Here is a 23,088-nt window from a genome sequence, read left to right as displayed (position 1 = left end):
TGAACAGGTAAGAAACGACTTTATAAACAAGCAAAAGACTTCCTTATGGAAATGGAAAGAGAAGATAAAAAGATAAATGTGTGGGGAGCACGCGTGCACAATCTGAAGAACATTGACGTTGAAATCCCTCGCAACTCGCTGACAGTGATAACGGGCCTTTCGGGCTCCGGTAAATCTTCCTTGGCGTTCGACACCCTATTTGCCGAGGGGCAACGCCGATACATCGAGACGTTCTCGGCCTATGCCCGGAATTTTCTTGGAAACATGGAACGGCCTGACGTTGATAAGATAACCGGCTTGAGCCCCGTTATCAGCATTGAGCAGAAGACGACGAACCGGAATCCGCGTTCTACCGTGGGCACGACGACGGAGATTTATGACTATCTGCGCCTTCTGTATGCACGTGCAGGGACTGCCTACAGCTATGTCACGGGAGAGAAGATGGTGAAGTTCACCGAGGAGAATGTCATCGAAATGATTACCCACGGTTATGTCGGAAAGCGAATCTATATCCTTGCACCGCTCATCAGAAACCGAAAAGGCCACTATCGCGAACTCTTCGAGAGCATGCGACGTAAAGGCTATATCTATATCCGGGTGGATGGAGAAATCAAGGAAATCACACGGGGAATGAAGACCGACCGCTATAAGAACCATAATATAGAGGTGGTGGTTGACAAGATGCTCGTTGAAGATGTCTCGCATGAACGACTGACCAAGAGCGTTCAAGAGGCCATGAAACAGGGCGAAGGTCTCATCATGGTGCTTGACAAGGATAGCGACGAAGGCAAGTTCTTCTCTAAGCGACTTATGTGTCCCACTTCTGGCGTCTCCTACAAAGACCCTGCTCCCAATATCTTCTCGTTCAATTCTCCGGAGGGAGCCTGCACGCGTTGTAAAGGGTTGGGTTATGTCAGCGAAATCGACCTCAAAAGAGTGATTCCCGATGCCAAGATGAATATTCATGACGGAGCTATCGTTCCGTTGGGGAAATATAAAAACCAAATGATCTTCTGGCAGATTGACGCTATCCTCAGGAAATACGACTGTGACCTCAAGACGCCTTTCAAGGATATTCCGCAAGAAGCCGTCGACGAAATCTTGTATGGCAGTCTGGAGAACGTGAAAATAGACCGGAAGCTCATTCATACTTCATCAGACTACTTCGTTGCTTTCGATGGCATCGTCAAGTATCTGCAGACGGTGATGGAGAGCGATGATTCGGCTGCGGGAAAGAAGTGGGCCGACCAGTTCTTAGGCACCGCGGTCTGCCCGGAATGCAAAGGGCAACGGCTCAACCAAGAAGCGCGCTCTTATCGCATATGGGACAAGAATATCACAGAGGTGGCCGACCTCGACATCAACGACCTCAAAGAATGGCTCGAGCATGTGGAAGAGCACATGGAACCGCAGCAGCGGAAGATTGCCGGCGAGATACTTAAGGAAATCCGCACTCGGGTGAACTTTCTCCTTGAAGTGGGCTTGGACTATCTCTCGCTCAACCGACAAAGTGCCACGCTGTCGGGCGGTGAGAGCCAGCGTATCCGACTAGCTACGCAAATCGGAAGCCAGCTCGTCAACGTACTCTATATTCTCGACGAGCCGAGCATCGGTCTGCACCAGCGCGACAACGATAGGCTGATACGCTCCCTGAAGGAACTGCGCGATTTGGGTAATACGGTCATTGTCGTGGAGCACGACGAAGACATGATGCGCGCCGCCGATTGGATTATCGATATCGGACCGAAGGCTGGCCGGAAGGGTGGAGAGGTAGTCTTTCAGGGAACGCCTAAGGAGATGCTCAAGAGTCACACCATCACGGCCGATTACCTCAATGGCGACCGGAGGATTGATGTTCCGTCCGAGCGTCGCAAGGGGAACGGCAAGTATATTCGGATTTTCGGGGCAAAGGGAAACAACCTAAAGCATGTCGACGTGGACTTTCCACTGGGCAAGCTGATTGTCGTCACGGGTGTGTCGGGGTCGGGTAAGTCGACTCTCGTCAATGAGACGCTACAGCCCATTCTCTCTCAACATTTCTACCGTTCGCTCAAGAAGCCTATGCCCTATGACAGGGTCGAGGGCGTGGACAATATAGATAAGGTAGTCAACGTAGACCAAAGCCCTATCGGCCGCACGCCGCGAAGCAATCCGGCCACCTACACGGGTGTCTTCAGCGATATCCGCAGCCTCTTTGTCAACCTGCCCGAAGCCAAGATACGCGGCTACAAGCCGGGGCGCTTCTCTTTCAACGTGAAAGGTGGCCGGTGCGAGGCCTGCGGTGGCAACGGCTATAAAACCATCGAAATGAACTTCCTGCCCGACGTGATGATACCTTGCGAGGTGTGCCACGGCAAACGCTACAACCGCGAAACGCTTGAAGTGCGCTTCAAGGGGAAATCTATAGCCGACGTGCTCGACATGACCATCAATCAAGCCGTGGAGTTCTTCGAGAACATACCGTCCATTCTGCCGAAAATCAAAACCTTGCAAGACGTTGGCTTGGGTTATATCAAACTTGGTCAGAGCTCGACTACGCTGTCGGGCGGCGAGAGTCAACGCGTGAAACTGGCCACCGAATTAGCCAAACGCGACACGGGCCGCACGCTTTATATCCTCGACGAGCCCACCACGGGCCTCCACTTCGAGGATATCCGCATCTTGATGGACGTGCTCCGACGGCTCACCGACCGCGGCAACACCGTAATCATCATTGAGCACAACATGGACGTCATCAAGTTGGCCGACCACGTCATCGACGTAGGACCCGAAGGCGGCCGTGGTGGCGGCACCATTCTTGCCACGGGAACGCCCGAGGAGATTGTACGCAGCCAGCAGGGTTATACCATGAAATACCTTGCGAAGAGCCTGAAACGCTCCTCCTAAAATCCATGTGTCTAAAGGAACCGGAACGGTCGGCGTTCATATTTGGAAATACATAGAGCAAGAAGACATCCCCATCTGATTGGAAAAAGATGGGGATGTTTTTTCATTCTGTGCCGCGTCTAATTTCATTCCGAGCCGTCTCTCTTTTAAATTAGAGGGGGATGTTATCGAGAAAGGCTCTTCTCAAGTATGTTTTTCCATTCGCGATAGGCCTCGATATATTCTTCGCGCTTGCTTTCTTCGGGCGCTATGATAGCCAATCTCTTTAATGTCGAGAAGGCTTCGTCGTGGTCTTTGTATATGCCCGCGCCGATGCCCGCGCCTTTTGCGGCACCGACACTTCCGTCCGTCTCATACAGTTCGATAGTCGCGCCACTGACATTGGCCAAAGTCTCCCTGAACAGCGGACTCAAGAACATGTTGGCCCTGCCTGCATGTATCTTGTTCAGTTCCATTCCCATCTGCTGCATGATTTCCATTCCGTAGCAGAAACTGAAGACGATGCCCTCTTGGGCTGCCCTTGCAAGATGGGTACGGCCATGCTTGTTGAAGTTCACGCCATGGACAGAGCAGCCCACTTCCTTATTCCCGAGCACACGTTCCGCGCCGTTCCCGAACGGAATAATCTTGACGCCCTCGCTGCCCACAGGAACGCTTGCTGCCAAGTCGTTCATCTCCGAGTAGCTGAGGTCCGACGTGATATTGCGATGCATCCAGGCATTGAGAATACCGGTGCCATTGATGCAGAGAAGCACGCCCAGCCTGTCCGTCGCAGTCGTATAGTTGGCATGCGCGAAGGTGTTCACACGACTCTCGGGATCGTAATTCACGTCGCCCAAAACACCATACACAACACCCGACGTGCCCGCCGTACTTGCTATCTCTCCTGGATTGAACACGTTCAGGCTGACGGCATTGTTGGGCTGGTCGCCCGCACGATAGCCGATGGGCGTCCCCGCCTTCAGGCCCAACTCCTGCGCCGCCTCTTCGGAAACCACACTCTGAATGCCGAACGTTGGAACAACCTCTGCCAACAAGCTGTCTTCAAAGCCGAAATAATCCAAGAGGAACTTGGCCGGCCTCTTGGCCTTGAAGTCCCACATCATCCCTTCGGAAAGGCCACTGATCGTCGTCTGCGCTTCACCCGTGAGCTTCATGGCGATATAGTCGCCGGGCAGCATCACCTTGTCAATCTGCCTGAATAGTTCCGGTTCGTTCTCTTTCACCCAAGCCAATTTGGCGGCCGTGAAATTGCCGGGCGAGTTAAGCAAATGCGTCAGGCAACGTTCCTTGCCCAGTTCGTTGAATGCGCGCTCACCGTAAGCCACCGCACGCGAGTCGCACCAGATGATGCTCGGCCGCAACACTTTTTGGTTCTTGTCCACACACACCAGCCCGTGCATCTGATAAGAGATGCCGATGGCCGCGATGTCTTCGCCCTTGGCACCGGCTTGCTGCATGATTTTCCTCAGCGCGAGCTTCGCATTGTCCCACCACATCTGCGGGTCTTGTTCTGCCCAGCCCGTCCTTACGGCCACGATGGGCGCCTCTTTTTCCGGATAGAAGGCCGATGCCGCAATGTCTCCGCGCTCGATGTCTACCAAAGATGCCTTGACAGAACTGCTGCCGACATCAAACCCCAATAAGTATTTTCCGTTCATTTCGTTAAGATTTAGTGCTTTTGTCGTTCTATATAGAATTTCTTTTATCTTTCTATATAGAATACGGACAAAGCATGATTTCCCCCTATTGCCTATACTGATTTCCGACGATTGATAAGCAACATCGGGCGGATTATAAGGCTACATCATACGAACGCCCAACGTATCTATTGCCCAAGAGATACCTATTTCCTATCGAAGAGATACTTATCTAATAACGTTCCCGCCATGGTGGGAATGTAGTCTCACCATGGCGGGAATTGTTTCCCACCATGGCGGGACTGTACCTTTCCTATAGGAGGCTGGCATGTTTCTCCTATTGCGCTGGGCAACGCAACCGCTTTGAGACTGCCACGACAGCAATCTCTCTTTCGATTCAAACAAAGTGTGAAGGGGATTATTCCGAACCTACGAGGTCTTCTATCAACATACGGTCTATCGTGCCGATGCCGTTGTCTTCGAGCAGACGGTGGTCTTGCCCGAAGACCGAGGATATGGTTTCCGTGGACTGCTGCGCAAGCCAATTCTTGAACAGGACGACCGCTTCGTTATTCTTGTTCAAGAACCACTTGCTGTAGCCGGCGTTCAAATAGTCCTCGGTGATGACGGCGTCCGACGACAATATCGCTTCGTAATAACGCTCGGCTTGGTCGGGCTTGCGTCGGAGCAGCAAGGCCCACGCTATCGTGCGCTTCACGGGAATGTTCACTTCTTCCATGTCCAAAGGGTAAAGGAGCGAGAGCGTCTCTTCCACGCGCCCCATGTTCATCAGTGCCAGGGCATGGTGCCAGCGGTAACGGTTGTTGCCGGTGGCCTCAAAAAGCGCTTGATAGACACGGGCGGCCTCTTCGAAAAGTGTGGCTCTCAAAGCGGTCGAGGCATAGCTTCGCAAATCTCTTTCGGTGGCGAAACCTAAATCCAAGGGTTCGCTGTCGAGCTTCAACAAGTGCGTCTGCTCATCATAGGCCACCGCTTCGGCTTTCACACGGCTCTCTTCGTGTGCAACCAATCCGGCAATCACGAGCGAGCGGCAATAGCGATGGGCCTGTTCGTATTCGTGGAAATGGCACGAAAGCGTGTTCTGCAGGCGATAATAACGTTGCAGTCGCTCCACGTCCGTGGTCAGCAGGTGAAGCGTTTCCTGCCGGTCTGGCCGATGTCGCTCTGACAGTTCGCGCATGAACGCCCATTCTTTCCGCTTCGCGGCAAAAGACATCAGGGAGATGATTTCCTTGTAAAAGGACGCGAAAGGAAGTGCGTCGTGCAGGAAGAATTGGCTGTTGCGGGTTACATGGTCGTTCCAGAAAGGATTTCTGAACTCTGCGCGGTAAGGGTTCAATTCAAAGAAGCGATAGAGGTCTTGCAGATATTGCAGTCGTTTGTAAGACGGTTTGTTCATGTCTTCGGCGCTTTCCAGCAACATCATGCCGTCGGTGGTGTTCATCATCTCGCGTACTTTCGGCGGAAGCTGCTCATAGACCGACTTCAGGGCAAAGCTAAATGAATATTTGTCGGAATTGCAAAAGAGCCCGCCTTTTAGCATCGCATCAATCAGTTTTGTGCTGTCCAGTTGGCTGAGTACTTCTGCAATCTCTGGATTTTGCTTTGAGAACGGCACGAACCAATTGCTGACCGAAGAGAAGAACGGAAACCTTTTCATCTGCGAGAAGCCTCCGAAATAGATGTCGGCACCCTGCTTCTGCATCTCTGTCATGCGGTTCATACTCTCCTCAATGCGTTCCATTTCCTGCTCTGCCTTGTCGGGATGCAGGATATCCTCCAAAGAATCTTCGTTTTCTTCGATTCCGAAACGGTCGAACCTCAGTTGTTTCCCCTTTATCAGGTTGGGGATAATCTCTTTCTGTATGCTTTCGTTGTCGCGACGGGCACTGCTGCAATAGAAGATTTGGCATTGCAGCTCGTAGAGTTGTCGGCGCAGCTCGTCGGCATTTGCTGTTTCGAGGACGGAAAGCATCTGTTCGGCAGCATCATCAAAAAGCCTCATGCCGTCGGTGCAGGCCATGAGTGCCCACCCCACGAAGGCCCTTTGGCGCAGTTCCTCGTCTTCTGTCTGTTGCCATACGGCCAACAACAATTTGAAGCGCCAAGGGTCGAAGCCGTTCATGCCGCTCAATGCCACTGCAGAGACGAGCGTCAAGGCATCAAAAGAGTCGACCATTGGACTGAGTATAAGTTGAAGTAAAGCGCTATGGACGGCTTCGTTCCAATAGAACGAAACCACGATGGCATCAAAGACTGAAGCTACGTAGTGCTGATGCTGCCTGCGCAAAGTGCGTTCTTTCTCGCTCCGGACGGTATCAGGCTCCAGCAACAACATGGCCAAGTCCTGCACGTAGGCCTCCAGCTTTTGTTGCATATCGCCGTCAGACAGATTGATGTGACGTGCACTCAGCTCTGCCAATCCATGATAACCACCGCTGATTACGGTCTGCTTGACCCTTACGTCGAACGCGATGCTGTAGAGTTGCCTTAGCATAGAATGATAAAGTTGCGGGCGCATATCGTCTTGATAGCCCCGCAACATGTAATCTTTCATGAGTTGATAGCCCGACGCTATCTCTTCGATGCGCGTATCGAACTGCGAGAGTCCTACTTGTTTGATGAACAATTGAATGTTTTTTAACGCCAAAGGTAGATTCTTTTGTTCAAGAATCAATGATAATACAGCTTGTAGTTCAATTTGAGATGAAGGCATGAGTACAAGTTATTGAAAGTTAGAAGCGATTTGAATGTCCTTCGCTCTCGGTTTAGCTACATGATGAAACTTCAGTTTTGGCAATGCAGAAATCGTTCTTTCATCTGCCTTGCAATACTTCCGAAGTAAATCGGCATAGTGTACTGTCCCGTTTTCATTAATAGAATCGCATGCCTTATTATATGCTTTTACAAACTCTCGAAGTTGCAACTTGCGCCGATTGTCACTCACTCCAGCATGACGTAAGGCTAATACCCCAAGCGATATTTTAAAATCACGACTGTCACGTAGCATAGGATTTTCAAGTATGCGGGCTTTAGTTGCCTGTGGTTCCGTAAGCCAAAGGGCATCAATCTCATTGTTAAGTAGCATGTTTAAGCGAATGAACACATTATTGAATTGTACCCGATATACGCGGGCCTGCGTTTTGACCGTGTCAAGCGTGCGGTCGGTCAGATAGTCGGTTGCCGAGAAACGAGTCATGGCAATCATTTTATCCCCTAATTGATTGAGTCGTTTCAGGCGTGATTTACGATTGGAATATAGTTGCCAATAGGCATTGGTAGCGGTGAGATAATCAAGTTGTAGGCCACGCTTCTTCATTCGCTCCGTGCGTACAAGGTCACTGATAGAACCCTCTACGCGTTTATTTAACAGAGCTGAATCACAGTCCATTTGGGCTGTAAAGAACTTCAGACGCAAATCCAATCGTGCCGTATCATAAAGCTGGTGGTCTTTCATCAGATACAAGGGAAGACAATCAAGCGTAGGCATAACGGCTATTTTCAGGGCCAATGAGTCTTCTCGAAAGAGCCGTTGACGCTCGGCACGTGACAGTCTTCTTTGCTCATCGTAGGATTGTCCACAGGCAGAGACGAGTAAGACCAAAGCAAAAAGGGATATTTTATGACTTAGAAATTTCATCATTCAAACACGTTTTATATCCGTTTCTAAACCATGCAAAAGTAACAAATAATTTTGGAACTATAGAATTTATTGTTACTTTTGTGGGAAATATAACAAGAAGCAGACATAGAAATGGCCAAGGATAAGATTGCATACGTGTGCAGCAACTGCGGACAAGAATCGGCAAAATGGATTGGGAAATGTCCCAGTTGCGGCCAATGGAACACGTTTAAGGAAATACGTATTGCCAATGACACGGGTTCAATGGCTGCAAAAACGGCTGCACATGCCGTCAGGAACAGTCTGTCAAACAAGAACAAACCTCTATACCTTCGTGAAATTTCTGCAAAAGATGAACCGCGAATAGACATGCACGATGATGAATTAAATCGAGTTCTGGGTGGCGGTTTGGTTCCAGGAAGCATTGTGTTGCTTGGTGGTGAACCGGGAATTGGCAAGAGTACACTGACGCTTCAGACTATTCTTCACATGACCGAACACCGTATTCTATATGTGAGCGGGGAAGAAAGTGCCCAGCAGATTAAGATGAGGGCCGAGCGTATTGGGGGCAACAGTGAAGTGATGGTTCTTTGCGAGACTTCACTCGAAAATATCTTTGACCATATAAAAGAGGTGAAGCCCGAGCTTGTGATTATTGATTCTATACAGACTATTTCCACTTCGGACGTTGAAAGCTCCCCCGGAAGCATCACTCAGGTGCGCGAATGTGCAGCAGCCTTGCTTCGTTTTGCTAAAACAAGCGCTATTCCTGTAATTCTCATTGGGCACATCAACAAGGAAGGCACATTGGCAGGTCCAAAGATATTGGAGCACATTGTGGATACGGTCATTCAGTTTGAAGGCGACCAGCATTATATGTACCGGATTCTCCGTTCTATCAAGAACCGTTTTGGGAGCACATCGGAACTTGGAATTTATGAAATGCAACAAAACGGACTTAGGCAAGTATCTAATCCTTCCGAACTCTTATTGACACAAGACTACGAAGGACTTTCGGGCATAGCTATCTCTTCGGCAATCGAGGGTGTAAGACCATTCTTGGTGGAAACGCAAGCTTTGGTGTCGTCGGCAGCGTATGGAACTCCGCAACGTTCTGCTACGGGTTTCGACCAACGACGCCTCAACATGCTGCTTGCCGTGCTTGAAAAGCGCGTTGGCTTCAAACTCATGCAAAAGGATGTTTTCATCAATATTGCCGGCGGACTGCGCGTGACCGACCTTGCTATGGACCTTAGTGTGATAGCGGCTGTTCTGTCAAGCAATGTCGATACGGCGATAGAAGCCGGTTGGTGCATGGCCGGAGAAGTCGGACTGAGTGGTGAGGTGCGCCCTGTCAATCGCATTGATCAACGCATTGCTGAAGCCGAGAAATTAGGTTTCGCCCACATGATCATACCTGCACATAACCTGAAAGGCTTTGATAAACGTAAATATAAGATAGCGCTCCACCCCGTAAAGAAGGTGGAAGAGGCACTAAGAACGTTGTTCGGATAAATATATGAAAGATTCGGTAATCATCGTCAGTGGCGGAATGGATAGTATTACGCTGCTTTATGACAAGAAAAACGAGATAGCGCTCGGTATCAGTTTCAACTACGGAAGCAACCACAACGCCAAAGAGATACCCCTTGCCGAGATGCACTGCAGGCGATTGGGCATCAAGCACATCACCATCAATCTTGATTTCATGGGCCAATACTTTAAAAGTTCTTTGCTCGAAGGCGGCGAAGCCATTCCCGAGGGGAATTATGCCGACGAGAACATGAAATCAACCGTGGTGCCTTTCCGTAACGGCATCATGCTATCTATTGCCATCGGCATCGCAGAGAGCAACAACCTCAAGAAAGTGTTAATAGCCAATCACGGCGGAGACCACACCATTTATCCCGACTGTCGCCCCGAATTCATCAAGGCCATAGATGCTGCCGCCTATGCCGGCACCTTTGTTAATGCTCATGTTGAAGCACCTTATACCCATATCACAAAGGGCGACATTGCACGCATTGGCAAGCAACTCGGTCTCAAATACGCCGAAACGTGGAGCTGTTATAAGGGTGCTGACAAGCATTGCGGAAGATGCGGCACCTGCATTGAACGCAAGGAAGCACTCACGGAAGCGGGCATTGATGATACCACCGAATATGAAGAATAACTCTCAATCGGTTCATCAGGAAGTCTCCGCCCTAGGGCGCAGTTAACATTCCTTTCGGTTTGATGTTTGCACATGCGGCACAAGGCCTATGCCGATTTTGATTAAACAATCAAAGCACAGGAACAGAACATGACGGTCTTTTGTCAACTACATATAGCATAAGAAGGCTGTCGTGTACGAAAAACTCTTAATTCTTAGAGAATGATTTCCCGTTGTGCATAAAAAAATGTACCTTTGTCGTGTAAACAGAAAAACAATATTAACTTAAAACATAAAGATAAAATGACAATCGATCAATTCAACTTTGCCGGCAAAAAGGCAATCGTTCGTGTAGACTTCAATGTCCCCTTGGATGAAAAAGGTAATGTAACAGACGACACCCGTATCCGTGGCGCACTTCCCACGCTGAAAAAAGTATTGGCCGACGGTGGTGCACTCATCATGATGAGCCACATGGGAAAGCCCAAAGGCAAAGTGAAGCCAGAGCTCTCGCTCGCTCAAATCGTTAAAAACGTTTCAAAAGCATTAGGCGTAGAGGTGAAATTCGCCAAAGACTGTGGCCATGCAGACGCAGAAGTTGCTGCTTTAAAACCGGGCGAGGCGCTGTTGTTGGAGAACCTGCGGTTCTATCCCGAAGAAGAAGGAAAGCCGGTCGGTGTAGAGAAAGGCACTCCGGAGTATGATCAAGCCAAGAAAGAGATGAAGAGTCGTCAGAAAGACTTTGCCAAGAAACTGGCTTCTTACGCAGATTGCTATGTAATGGACGCTTTCGGTACGGCGCATCGCAGACATGCATCAACAGCCGTTATTGCAGATTACTTCAATGCAGATAACAAGATGTTGGGCTACTTGATGGAGAAAGAAGTAAAGGCTGTCGACGCCGTTCTGAACAACATCAAACGCCCGTTCACTGCTATCATGGGTGGCTCCAAAGTCTCAACCAAAATCGGTATCATCGAAAATCTCCTTGGTAAGGTAGACAACTTGATTCTTTGTGGTGGCATGACTTACACCTTTGCCAAGGCACAAGGCGGTAAAATCGGCAACAGCATTTGCGAGAACGACAAGCTCGACGTTGCTTTGGACGTCATTAAGAAAGCAAAAGAGAACAACGTAAAATTGGTACTCGGTACCGATTCCATCATTGCCGACGACTTCAAGAACGATGCCAACCAGAAGGTTTGTGCTTCCAATAATATTCCCGACGGTTGGGAGGGTATGGACGCCGGTCCTGAGACCCGTAAGGCGTTTGCCGAAGCCATCAAGGGTTCTAAGACCATCTTGTGGAACGGTCCGGCGGGCGTATTCGAGTTCGATAATTTCACAGGCGGTTCGAAAGCAATCGCAGAAGCCGTTGCAGAAGCAACCAAAGAGGGCGCATTCTCGCTCATCGGTGGCGGCGATTCCGTTGCTTGTGTCAACAAGTTCGGCTTGGCCGATCAAGTTTCTTACATCTCCACGGGCGGTGGCGCCCTGCTCGAAGCCATTGAAGGCAAAGTTCTCCCGGGCGTTGCAGCCATCAAGGGCGAATAAATTCACAAGCATAAAGCAAGAAAACATCAAAGTGGGCTTTCATTTTTTGAAAGTCTACTTTTTCGGTGTAATACGGGATACAACAAATACATTAGAAGTGATAAACATGTGGGATATAGATGAAATGACGAAGGCATAAAACGCCAACTGCGCCCCCGAAACAAGGAAATCAAAGGGGCGCAGGGCTTCCACCACGGCGGAAAGGGGTTAAACAGAGAAAAAATGTTCTTCCGCCACAGCGGAAGTTAATAAAACTTAAGAAAACATTCTTCCGCCACGGCGGAAGAAGGATAAATTAACAGATAGTCTTTTCCGCTACGGCGGAAGTTAATAAGGCTTAAGAAAACGTTCTTCCGCCATGGAGAAAGAAAGATAAATTAACAGATAGCCTTTTCCGCTGTGGCGGAAACAAAAAAACGGAAAAACGAAATGCTGCGTACAGACCGAGGGGCAGGGTTGGCAAAACTGGGAGGGGATAGCTTCTGTAGAGAAATATTATTTATACGTACACCACCTTGAAATGATATGCCATAATCCTTGCAAAGATACATTTGACATTACATTGAAGCCCATTCTCTTTAACATTTGAGCTATTGCAGAAGATACCGTTTTTTAATTTATAGGTTTTCAAATGCTGAAAAGGTTGTAAATAAAAAAGCCTTTCGAGAGGTTCCGGCCAACCAATATCCATTACGCCGAAAAAAAACAAACCTTGCGAACGCTTTCATTCACAAGGTTTGTTCTAATTAATCCTTTCTAAGTCCAGCCTCCTCTTTTGAAGGAGCTTTATCTTGTAGAGCGGAATACGGGAGTCGAACCCGCCTTTCAAGCTTGGGAAGCTCGCGCACTACCGATGTGCTAATTCCGCAATGGAGCCGATACCGGGACTCGAACCCGGGACCTACGCATTACGAATGCGTTGCTCTACCAACTGAGCCATATCGGCATTGAAACATAAGTGGGTTTTTGGTGTCTCGCGGTGCAAAGGTATATTTTTTTTTTCTAAGGGCCAAATTTATTCATTATTTTCTTTTTCATATAAGCTATTGAATTTCATGCGGAGCCGTTCTTTGTTTTCGATAATGTCTTGTATAGTCTTGAGTTTTCTTGCATTGGGGCTACCCGGTATCCACAAATGTATGTAACCGTTTCGCGAATATTTTTCATTCATGTGACTCACAAATCTCTCCCATTGTTGTGCTTTATTTAGTTCAGGATTGTTTTCAAGCCCGTATTGAATGGCTCGACTGAACACGACGTCCGGTTCGAGGTCACGGTCGGCCTCAGCAATTATTTTCCCGTAGATGCTGCGAGGTGCACGGCTTGAGCTTGCACGATGGTCTTCCACGGCTTCTTTCATGATTCGGAGTTGGTCGTTGCTGAACCATCGTTTGAGCCGGGCGTCATTGATAAGGATTTTTCCGCCGGTGATATGATGAATGGCACGCGGACCTGACATACCTAAGTCATGATAGGCTGCGATGACGTAGGCCATGTTGACGTCGGCCCCCGTATATCCGGCCAGCATTATCGAGTTCTTTATCACACGGTTGACATGCTGTAACCCGTGACTCTTGCCGAACGCTGTGTATCGAGGAAGAATGTGGTGCTCGATAAATTCCATGATGTCTAATGATACCTGTTGCATCTTTTATAATAGGATAGCAAGCATAGAAACAATACCGAATATCAAAATATTACGGGCAGTCTGGCCCAGAACCTTATTGAGTGCTTTGCCTTGACGAATCTTTCTCATTTTTATGTAAGACTGGTAATGGACCGGGAGATAGCCCAACAAAACAGCGGGTGCCCAAGTGTGCACTGCGTTGTTCAGGCTTACAAACAGCATGAGGATTTCACCAATCAAACCACTGAATAAATAAAATCGGGCTCCCCATCGCTCCCCGATCCTGACGATGAGGGTGAGCTTACTGGCACGTCGGTCATTATCTCTATCACGGTAGTTGTTGACGATAAGCAGGCTATCGATGACGAAACCACAAGCCAAGGAGGTCAGAAACACATCCAAGGGTATGTTTTTGCTAGTCTGAGGCATGACAACATAGTAGGTTAGACAAACCGGCACTAAACCAAAGAATACGAGCACCAAAACGTCTCCAAAGCCCAAGTAGGATAGCTTTGTTGTATAAAGGAAGCAGAACACGATACAAAGCAGGCCGACAGGAATCATTTCATAGCCTCCATAGAATATCAACGGCAGTCCGACAAAAGCTGCAACTGCGGTTGTGAAGATGATGGCTTTCTTCATTGCGGGCAATGTGACCCATCCTTCCGCACAGGCCCGTTTGGGACCTAATCTTATCTCGGAAGCGTCATTGCCTTTGATACAATCGAAGTAGTCGTTAACGAAGTTGGCATCTATCTGCATGACAAAAGCAAACAGCAGGCATAGTATTGCCGGCATAAAATCAAATGGACCCGTCCCATGATTAAACGCCAAAGCCATTCCTAACATCACCGGAACGGCTGCTCCGATCAGAGTCTTTGGTCGGGAAGCCAGCAGCCATGCCCTGAAACCGTTGGTTTTGATGTTTGTTTCTTTCATACTTAGTTAAAGAAGTTCCAACTTAATCCAAACCTTAGGATACGTTGATTAAGCGGATAATGCGGGGTAAAGAAATAATTCTTCTTGCCGGTTCCGGCATTCACGTGGCTCATCATAATGAAAAAGCGCGTGTGCTTCAGATGAAAGTTGGCATAGACATTAGCAACGGGATAATTACCTATTTCTATTCTGCTATCTGTTCCGTCGGTAGCGGTATTTGTCTGTACGGTATATTGACCGAGGCCAGGATTATAATCCGGAGCAAAATATTTCGTAAAATACCTCACGTCAGCACCGAAATCGCAACTCAACACACGGGCAATCTTGAATTTGATGTATAGGTTGCTATAGATATTGAAATCGGGAACGGGAACTACGGTCTTGTTGTTTGACTTCTGGTACGTAATGACACTTTCCCAATTCAATGGTCCGAGCGTGAAGTCCTGCGACAATGCAACCGTAATGAGATTGACAGCCCTACCATATTGATTGACCGTTATTGCATGATTGACCCGATTGCCATTGTTGACGGTGTAGGAAGAGGCGAAATACGCGTAGTTGTTGATTTCATCAATGCCGATACGAAGCGTCGTCCGTGTCTTTTGATAATGTAAGATACCTTGAAGCCGTGTATGCAGCATCTTACTCATGCTATTATTGTCCCACCACGCATGCCTGCTGTGATAATGGCGATAATAAAAGGTGGGATTCAGGCGATGGAAGAAACCGTTCGCCGTTAGAGACAGTGTGTCGCCAAAGAGCTTGAAATTCAAATCGGCAGAAGCATCGAGCTTCAATTGTCCGGCATCTTCGCCCGTCAGCCAAGTTTCAGCCGTTGCATTGTAGTGGAATGTTTTTCCTTGGGCTTTGCTGAGTTGTGCACCAATACTCAGATTGTGCTCATTATATGAAGTACTGCCTGTGGTGTTCGGTAGTGTGAAATGGCGCAGCTCCGAAGCAATAAAGGCTTTTAATCCTGATTTGGCCCATTTATTGAACCCCTCCAATAAAGAGATAGCGAAAGTGTTCTTGAGACTATAGTATCGGGTTTTATCATAGATGGAGTCACCGGTTAAGGGCTCATCTATAGTATAAGTGTTCGCATAAAAATTGGTCGGCGTCTTGTATGCCTGATAGATGCGGCGATAATTGTCGAACTGCATAGTGTGAATGAAACTCGTCACAGGAACGAATTCATTCTTCAACCATGCCGTGTCGGCCTTTGTTTTTTGTTCGACTGCAAGCAAACTGTCAGCCGTTGCTTTATCCAGCGAGGTCCGGTTGCTGTCTTTTTGTTGTGCTATCGGCTCTGCTCCCATGATTTTTGCATCGTCAGGGCGCCCTTGTGCCACCGGTTTGTCTTCTTCGGGCTTCTGACCTTCTTTCCCGGTCAGTTCTTTTTTCTTTTGGGCCTCGTTCTCTTTTTTTGATGCCAAGGCGAACTTTCTCGCCTTGATTTCGTCTTCATTCATTGGAACCTTCCTGTTGAAGCCTATATTATACCGATGCGTGAAAAACACGTGCTGATTGTCATTTCTGTTCCAATGTTGTGACAATGCCGTAGGAATTTCAGACGTCTCGTAATTGTCGCTGTAGCTTTCTGGGTGAACAATATAGTTGTCGTCGCTGATGCCACCGTTCTCGGCAACTTTTTGATGATTGGTCGACAAGAGCAGATGTGCTTGATATTGGTCACCCAGATACGAGCCGTATGTCGTGTAATTGAAATGCGAGGCACTCTGGTTCTGATAATATCCTCGCCCATAAAGGTAGTCGAACTTGAACCCCACACCGAGCTTCTTCCCTGCGTTCACACCGAATTTCGCCGTCAGATGGTCTTCGCCGTTCGTCCGGTTACCAGCCGTATTGAATGCAATATTGGTGAATGGCGACAGCGTATTCGTGAAATGGAATTGGTCGACGGGCGTGACGACAAAGTCATAGGGCTGCGTAAAGATGAACTGCCCGGTCTCTGCCCGGTCGATAACAATGCGGTTAATGCGCGGCGCACCAAGGTTTCCCGTCGTATTGTATTCGCCGCGCATGCCCGTCGTGAAGATGGAATTCATGAACATATGTGGCACCGTGTCAGGAACGGCCAGACGTCTGTCGCCGAAGCGCGTGTCTACGGTCCACACCTTGATGCCCTTAGGTATCTCCTTGTGCGTTCCCAAAGAGTCCTTCATGTTTTTGTCTCCGCGCCGGCTGATATTGCCCGTAGCGTCCATTTGGTTGTAAGTGTCGTCGAATTGCGCGTGGACATGTCCGCAGATGGGCACGAACATCAAAAGGACTATGATTTTCCTCATTTGCGGAACATTCGTAATGAGACTTCGACGAACTTCAGTATCACGGCAACAATCAGAACGACCGTGGCGATGAGCCGATGTTCCGTCTGCGTGTACATGATGACGCCGCCTATGGCAAGCAGCATGAACACACTGTTCAATATGTTGCGGTATTTCAGCGTGTCGTCCTTGCCGTCGGTCAATCTCTTCTGCCTATGATGCGGCCTTACGGCATACTGTGCTTTTTCCTCTTCTTTCTTCTCTTCCAAATTCATAGCTATCTGTTTATAATGGGACAAAAATAATAAAAAAGGGCGAGAGAGTCGGTAAAATGGCAGGACTGACACGCTAAACTTAACGATAATTAATAGAATGCCTTTTTGCGACTGAGCGTTTCCCGGCGACTTTCAAGCTTATTCAGGCGACAAAGGAAAAGTAAAGATTTCCCACAGTATGCGATTCCCCCTCGAAACGCAATGAAATTCGAATTTCTCGACTTTGCAACTTATTGATGACCATCCCGCAAAGAAATTTATTTCTTCCCGCAAAGAAATTTATTTTCTCCCGCAAAGAAATTTATTTCCTCCCGCAAGAAAATTTATCTCCTTCCGCAAGAAAATTTATTTTCAACCATATGAAACTTGAGTTTCAACCGTATGGAACTTGAGTTTCAACCGTATGGAACTTGAGTTTCAACCGTATGGAACTTGAGTTTCAACCGTATGAAACTTGAGTTTCAACCGTATGAAACTTGAGTTTTAACCGCATGAAACTTGAGTTTCAACCGTATGAAAATATTTTTTCTCCGCAAGGAATGAGATAAATCTCTTGTAGGTGCAAAATTTTTGATTCGTTTTATTTCCCGTTTTCCTGCATGGCCGAGTCGGATTTCGTTTTCAGCAACTCCTGCAGACGTATGATTTCGTCGCGGTATTGGGCTGCCTGTATGAAATCGAGGTCTTTCGCGGCCTGCTTCATCAACGCGGTCGTGTTGGCGATGCTCCTTTCCAATTCGGCTTTCGACATGTGCTTGATTATCGGATCTGCAGCGAAGGCTCCGCTTTCGGGCTCCAAGTATACACTTTTATATTTGTTGCCGGATACGGACGGACTTCCGGCATTCTCGCGCGACGTCTCGGCCAGTGACGAAGCGATGCCCTTCTCAATTTGCTTCGGCGTGATGTGATGCTCCTCATTGTATTTGAGCTGTATACTGCGCCTGCGTGCCGTCTCGTCAATCGTTCGCTGCATGCTTTCAGTGATGATGTCTGCATACATAATCACTTTGCCGTTAACGTTTCGTGCCGCCCGCCCGGCCGTCTGCGTGAGGCTACGGTGGCTGCGTAGGAAGCCCTCTTTGTCGGCATCCAGAATGGCCACCAAAGACACTTCGGGCAGGTCGAGCCCCTCGCGAAGCAGGTTTACGCCTACGAGCACGTCATAGATGCCTGCCCGCAAGTCGTTCATGATTTTCACGCGATCCAAGGTGGTCACGTCGCTGTGGATATAGTTGGCTTTGATGTCGTGGTTGAGGAGATATTCCGTCAGTTCTTCGGCCATTCGCTTGGTAAGCGTCGTTACGAGCACGCGTTCATGGCGGTGGATACGCGTGAGGATTTCGTCCATGAGGTCGTCGATTTGATTTTCCGACGGTCTGACATCGATTTCCGGGTCGAGCAGGCCTGTGGGACGGATAATCTGCTCGACAACGACGCCCTCGGCCTCTCCGATTTCGAAGTCGGCAGGCGTTGCACTGACATAGATAACCTGATGAACGAGCTCGTGGAACTCTTCGAAGCGCAAAGGTCTGTTGTCGAATGCTGCCGGCAGACGGAAGCCGTATTCTACGAGGTTCTGCTTCCTTGCCCGGTCGCCGCCGTACATGGCACCAATTTGTGGCACGCTCACATGGCTTTCGTCGATGATGGTGAGAAAGTCCTTCGGGAAGAAATCAAGCAGGCAGTAAGGCCGGTCACCCGCTTGCCGACCGTCGAAATAGCGCGAATAATTCTCTATGCCGCTGCAATGGCCTAGTTCCTTGATCATCTCCATGTCGTATTCCACCCGCTCCTTGATACGTTGTGCCTTGATTGTATCGCCGATGGAGTTGAAATAGGCTACGCGTTCCACTAAATCGTCCTGAATCATACGGATAGCCTGTTCGCTTTGCTCTTTCGACGTGACGAAGAGGTTTGCCGGATAGATTTCGTAGGCCTCGAAGTTCGTCAGCGTGTGGAACGACGTGCTGTCAACTTCTTCTATACCGTCGATTTCATCGTCCCACCAAGTGACGCGCAACACGTTGTCACTGTAAGGCATAGAAATATCTACCGTGTCACCTTTCACGCGAAAAGTGCCAGACTGCAAATCGATATCGTTCCTGACATAAAGCGCATCGACCAGTTTCCTGAGGAACTCGTTGCGGTCGATAACTTGTCCCCGTTTGATTTTGATGATATTTCCCTGCATGGCCATTGGGGCCCCCATGCCATAGATGCAGGAAACGGACGAAACCACAATGACATCTTTCCTGCCCGATAGCAATGCCGACACGGAGGAAAGTCGGAGCTTGTCTATCTCGTCATTGATAGCAAGGTCTTTCTCTATATAGGTGTCGGAAGTGGGCAGGTAGGCCTCGGGCTGATAATAGTCGTAGTATGATACATAATATTCCACGGCATTGTCGGGGAAGAAGCCTTTCATCTCCTCATAAAGCTGGGCCGCCAGCGTCTTATTATGGCTCAGAATCAATGTCGGTTTGTTCACGTTGGCAATCACGTTAGCCACAGTGAATGTCTTTCCCGATCCAGTCACACCCAATAAGACTTGTGCTGGAATTTCATCCTGAATGCCGGCGGTAAGTTGTTTGATGGCCTCGGGCTGGTCTCCCGTGGGATTATATTTCGAGGTAAGTTTGAAATCCATGCTTTATGATTGCTGTTATTCTGAAAGCTGCAAATTTACTAAATTCTCTGCGATTATACGTTATAAAGGCTAATTAATTGCGAAAAAGTGTGTTATTTACTTTGTAAATCCTATAAAAGTAAGTAACTTTGCAACTCAAAATGTTCGATATGAAGAAAAAGATATTAATCCCCATATGCACGACATTGCTTCTCATAGGCTGTGCACCCGAATTCAATAAGGTGTATAAGACAGATGATTATCGGTACAAATACGAATTCGCAAAAGAGTGCTACGCCGACGGGAGATATGCGCAGGCCATTACTTTGCTGACGGATTTGATCAACATTGAAAAAGGAACAGACAATGCGCAGGAAAGCCTTTATATGTTGGCAATGGCAGAATATAACAGTTTAGATTATGAAGGGGCGGCTCAAGCATTCAAGCGTTACTACCAGTCTTATCCGAAGGGATATTTGGTTGAAATGGCGCATTATTATGAAGGCCTGAGTCTGTATAAGAGTACGCCTGAACCGCGTCTTGACCAATCGACGACTGTTTCCTCTATCAGTGCCTTTCAAACATTCCTTGACCTTTTCCCCGATTCGAAGTTGAAGCCTGAAGCCCAAAAGCGATTGTTCGAACTACAGGATAAACTGGTTTTGAAGGAGCTTTATTCAGCACGCCTCTATTATAACCTCGGGCCTTATTTCGGTAACTGTTCTGACGGCGGTAACAATTACGAAGCATGTATCGTCACTTGTCAAAACGCATTGAAAGACTATCCCTATACTTCCTTGCGTGAAGATTTTTCCGTCCTGCTGATGAAGAGTAAGTTCGAACTTGCCGAGCAAAGCGTGGAGGCAAAGCGTTTGGAACGCTATCAGGATGCAGAAGACGAATGCTATGGCTTTATCAACCAGTTCCCCGATTCGAAAGACAAGAGTACGGCCGAAAAATATATTGCCAAGTGCAAAAAGTTTACGGGGGAAGATTCCTCGAATAATAACGACAATAAATAATAAACTAATGGATTACAAGAAATCAAAAGCACCGGTAGACACTGTTACCCGCAACATTATGGATTTGTGCAAGGAAACCGGTAACATTTATGAAAGTGTGGCAATCATCTCAAAACGCGCCAATCAGATTTCCGTTGAAATCAAGCAGGACCTGAACAAGAAGCTTTCCGAATTTGCTTCTTACAACGATTCGCTTGAAGAAGTCTTTGAAAATCGTGAACAGATAGAAATCTCACGCTATTATGAGAAGCTCCCAAAGCCTACACTGCTTGCGACGGAAGAACTTATCAATGGCAACGTCTACTGGCGCGACCCGTCGAAGGATGGTGCTAACGGAGAAGCATAATGATACAGCGTAAGCAAACATTGTTCATGCTAGCGGCATTGGTGTTGATCATCGTATGCCTTTGCCTGCCCGTAGCGACGCTGGTGACTCAAAGCATGGACATAGATAGTCAGGTGACCAATCTTTGGATTCGCAGCAAAAGCGGCGTGTCTTTCACATTAAGTCCGTTGTTCGTGATTTTATTGCTGACATGTCCGCTCACGCTATGGGCCATTTTTAAGTATCATCATCGGCTGTTCCAAGCTCGTCTTTGCGTGATAAACATGGTATTGATAGTTGTGTGGTATGCCTATTATGCCTTTCTTTGCTTCACATCGACGGCAGTGGTGAAACCTCATTTCTCCTCCATTCTGCCCATTGTCGCTGCTATTCTTTATTTTGTGGCGCGACATGCAATTCTTGCAGACGAGAAGTTGGTTCGGGCGGCTGACAGAGTTCGATGAAGCAATATTTATACCGTCATAAGCTCCGTTCAAATACTGACTAGAACGGGGCGTTTTTTATGGGTTGATATTTGCAGATATAAAATAAAAGTCATTAAAGAATACTTATAACTTACATAAAAGTAGCATTAAAGTTTCAGATTTGCCATTTTTTTACTAACTTTGCACAATTATAATATATCAGTAGTTGGTAATCTGACACAAAAGCTGAATTAAAAAGTGTGCAATGAAACAAAATCTTAGTAGGAACGACTTTGTACGCCAGCTGGTTACAATAAGTGACTTTGTGATTATCAATGTCATTTTTGTCTGTTTAATCGAACTACTACCCAATGATATACCTCTTTATTTCCATAACGAAACAAAGATTACACTATTCGTGGTCAATGCTGCCATGGGCATTGCACAATATTTCTTTCAGACAATTGTGCACTATCGTAGGATTGATTTTGATAAAATCTTTCTTAGAGTGTTTCAATTGGTGACAACCCATGTCATTATTACCTATATACTGCTAAGCTTCTTGAATCCCAAGGAGAACTTCTTTCATATTTCCTTTCTTTATGCCGTGACAAGTTTTGCCGTCATTATCATTAGCCGATTTGTTGAACGTAGTCTGCTAAACTATTTGAGGCAAGCTGGACACAACTCACGGCAAGTGGTGCTTGTAGGGCATGATCAGGCACTCATCGAACTTTATAAGGCTATGACATTAGACCCTACTATGGGGTATCAAGTGCGAGGATATTATGCCAATAGAGAGATGAAAAATTGTCCACATACATTGGCTTACTTAGGAAGTCTTGATGATTTTGACAAGGAGATGCAAACTCCTGACGTGCTGATTGCTGAAGAAATATTCTGTTGTCTCAGCCATGATTATAATGATTTCATTGCGCAAATCATGAGATACTGTGATGCAAATGTCATCCGTTTCTTCTATCTTCCACGTATGTTTGGTACTTATCGTCTTCGTCTGAAGCCAGAATACATGGGCGATACATTATTATATACAAATCATACCGAGCCCCTTTCTTTTATGGGGAACCGATTAATCAAACGTACTTTCGACCTTGTCGTATCTGCGTTTGCATGTCTTTGCCTTCTACCTTTTATTCCTATAATAGCTCTTATCATCAAAATGCAAAGCCCGGGATCGGTCTTTTTCATACAAGAACGAACAGGTTTTGAGGGGCATCCGTTCAAATGTTACAAGTTCCGCAGCATGTACACCAATGCAAATGCTGATACAGAACAAGCCACAAAAGACGATCCTCGCAAGTTTCCTTTTGGGAATTTGATGCGAAGAACAAATATTGATGAACTACCTCAATTCTGGAATGTACTCAAAGGTGACATGAGTATTGTCGGACCACGGCCTCATATGCTGCACCATACCGAGGTGTATAGCGGCTTGATAGACAAATATATGGTGCGTCACTTTTGTAAACCAGGCATCACAGGCTTGGCTCAAGTAACCGGTTATCGTGGAGAAACCAAAGAACTCTGGCAGATGCAGAAGCGTGTGGAACTCGATATTTGGTATATCGAACACTGGAGTTTCATGCTTGATTTGAGGATTATTCTTAAGACAGCCTACAGCATTATCGTGCCTGATAAGCATGCTTATTAATTAAATGTAAG

The 23,088-nt window shown here is 47.4% G+C and carries 16 protein-coding genes and 2 tRNA genes; 8 read left to right on the top strand and 10 right to left on the bottom strand.

What is annotated here, in order from left to right:
• The first annotated feature begins 51 nt into the window (after window positions 1–51).
• Entirely contained in the window at window positions 52–2,886 is a 2,835-nt protein-coding gene (uvrA, locus tag H164_RS0102710) for an excinuclease ABC subunit UvrA (RefSeq protein WP_025829704.1), read from the top strand.
• Window positions 2,887–3,050: 164 nt separating this feature from the next.
• Here the strand turns inward: uvrA and H164_RS0102705 are convergent, their stop codons facing one another.
• The 3 genes from H164_RS0102705 to H164_RS0102695 form a co-directional block, all read right to left on the bottom strand.
• A complete protein-coding gene (locus H164_RS0102705) occupies window positions 3,051–4,547 on the bottom strand; it encodes a xylulokinase (protein ID WP_019967192.1) in 1,497 nt (498 codons plus the stop codon).
• Between the two features lie 397 nt (window positions 4,548–4,944).
• Window positions 4,945–7,197, bottom strand: coding sequence for a tetratricopeptide repeat protein (locus H164_RS0102700; protein WP_248616176.1), 2,253 nt, complete (start codon window positions 7,195–7,197; stop codon window positions 4,945–4,947).
• A gap of 75 nt (window positions 7,198–7,272) precedes the next feature.
• On the bottom strand, window positions 7,273–8,187 hold the full coding sequence (locus H164_RS0102695) for an ABC transporter substrate-binding protein (protein WP_025829705.1): 915 nt from the start codon (window positions 8,185–8,187) through the stop codon (window positions 7,273–7,275).
• Between the two features lie 114 nt (window positions 8,188–8,301).
• Between H164_RS0102695 and radA the strand changes: the two genes are divergently transcribed.
• The 3 genes from radA to H164_RS0102680 all read left to right on the top strand — a co-directional run bounded on the left by radA (window position 8,302) and on the right by H164_RS0102680 (window position 11,875).
• Window positions 8,302–9,684, top strand: coding sequence for a DNA repair protein RadA (gene radA / locus H164_RS0102690; protein WP_019967189.1), 1,383 nt, complete (start codon window positions 8,302–8,304; stop codon window positions 9,682–9,684).
• 4 nt (window positions 9,685–9,688) lie between these two features.
• On the top strand, window positions 9,689–10,342 hold the full coding sequence (queC, locus tag H164_RS0102685; RefSeq protein WP_019967188.1) for a 7-cyano-7-deazaguanine synthase QueC: 654 nt from the start codon (window positions 9,689–9,691) through the stop codon (window positions 10,340–10,342).
• Between the two features lie 282 nt (window positions 10,343–10,624).
• On the top strand, window positions 10,625–11,875 hold the full coding sequence (locus tag H164_RS0102680) for a phosphoglycerate kinase (protein WP_008563949.1): 1,251 nt from the start codon (window positions 10,625–10,627) through the stop codon (window positions 11,873–11,875).
• A gap of 797 nt (window positions 11,876–12,672) precedes the next feature.
• Here the strand turns inward: H164_RS0102680 and H164_RS0102670 are convergent.
• From H164_RS0102670 to uvrB, 7 genes are all read right to left on the bottom strand, one after another.
• Window positions 12,673–12,743, bottom strand: a tRNA-Gly gene (locus H164_RS0102670).
• Between the two features lie 2 nt (window positions 12,744–12,745).
• Window positions 12,746–12,821 (bottom strand) — tRNA-Thr (locus H164_RS0102665).
• 69 nt (window positions 12,822–12,890) lie between these two features.
• Window positions 12,891–13,523 carry an HD domain-containing protein gene (locus H164_RS0102660; protein WP_019967185.1) on the bottom strand — a complete coding sequence of 211 codons (633 nt, stop codon included), beginning with the start codon at window positions 13,521–13,523 and terminating at the stop codon, window positions 12,891–12,893.
• Window positions 13,524–13,526: 3 nt separating this feature from the next.
• On the bottom strand, window positions 13,527–14,441 hold the full coding sequence (menA, locus tag H164_RS0102655; RefSeq protein WP_019967184.1) for a 1,4-dihydroxy-2-naphthoate octaprenyltransferase: 915 nt from the start codon (window positions 14,439–14,441) through the stop codon (window positions 13,527–13,529).
• A 2-nt stretch (window positions 14,442–14,443) separates the two neighbouring features.
• Window positions 14,444–16,750, bottom strand: coding sequence for a putative porin (locus H164_RS0102650; RefSeq protein ID WP_019967183.1), 2,307 nt, complete (start codon window positions 16,748–16,750; stop codon window positions 14,444–14,446).
• Complete coding sequence (locus H164_RS0102645; protein WP_019967182.1) at window positions 16,747–17,004, bottom strand: hypothetical protein; 258 nt, start codon at window positions 17,002–17,004, stop codon at window positions 16,747–16,749. Before H164_RS0102645 ends, H164_RS0102650 begins: the two co-directional genes overlap by 4 nt.
• A gap of 580 nt (window positions 17,005–17,584) precedes the next feature.
• On the bottom strand, window positions 17,585–19,654 hold the full coding sequence (gene uvrB / locus H164_RS0102635) for an excinuclease ABC subunit UvrB (RefSeq protein WP_019967180.1): 2,070 nt from the start codon (window positions 19,652–19,654) through the stop codon (window positions 17,585–17,587).
• A 140-nt stretch (window positions 19,655–19,794) separates the two neighbouring features.
• On the opposite strand from uvrB, the gene H164_RS0102630 reads away from it, so the two are divergent.
• The 4 genes from H164_RS0102630 to H164_RS0102615 all read left to right on the top strand — a co-directional run bounded on the left by H164_RS0102630 (window position 19,795) and on the right by H164_RS0102615 (window position 23,077).
• The gene (locus tag H164_RS0102630; protein WP_019967179.1) at window positions 19,795–20,655 is read left to right on the top strand and encodes an outer membrane protein assembly factor BamD; all 861 of its coding nucleotides are present in this window, start codon (window positions 19,795–19,797) and stop codon (window positions 20,653–20,655) included.
• A gap of 7 nt (window positions 20,656–20,662) precedes the next feature.
• Window positions 20,663–21,001, top strand: coding sequence for a DNA-directed RNA polymerase subunit omega (locus tag H164_RS0102625; RefSeq protein ID WP_019967178.1), 339 nt, complete (start codon window positions 20,663–20,665; stop codon window positions 20,999–21,001).
• Window positions 21,001–21,444, top strand: a complete 444-nt coding sequence (locus H164_RS0102620) for a DUF4293 domain-containing protein (protein ID WP_025829708.1) — start codon at window positions 21,001–21,003, stop codon at window positions 21,442–21,444. Before H164_RS0102625 ends, H164_RS0102620 begins: the two co-directional genes overlap by 1 nt.
• A 226-nt stretch (window positions 21,445–21,670) precedes the next feature.
• A complete protein-coding gene (locus H164_RS0102615) occupies window positions 21,671–23,077 on the top strand; it encodes an undecaprenyl-phosphate glucose phosphotransferase (protein ID WP_025829709.1) in 1,407 nt (468 codons plus the stop codon).
• The last annotated feature ends 11 nt before the right edge of the window (window positions 23,078–23,088 follow it).

It is taken from the genome of Segatella maculosa DSM 19339 = JCM 15638, from assembly GCF_000382385.1.
Lineage (GTDB): Bacteria > Bacteroidota > Bacteroidia > Bacteroidales > Bacteroidaceae > Prevotella > Prevotella maculosa.
Note: the sequence above shows the minus strand (reverse complement) of the source record. Positions and strands in the feature narration are given on the sequence as shown.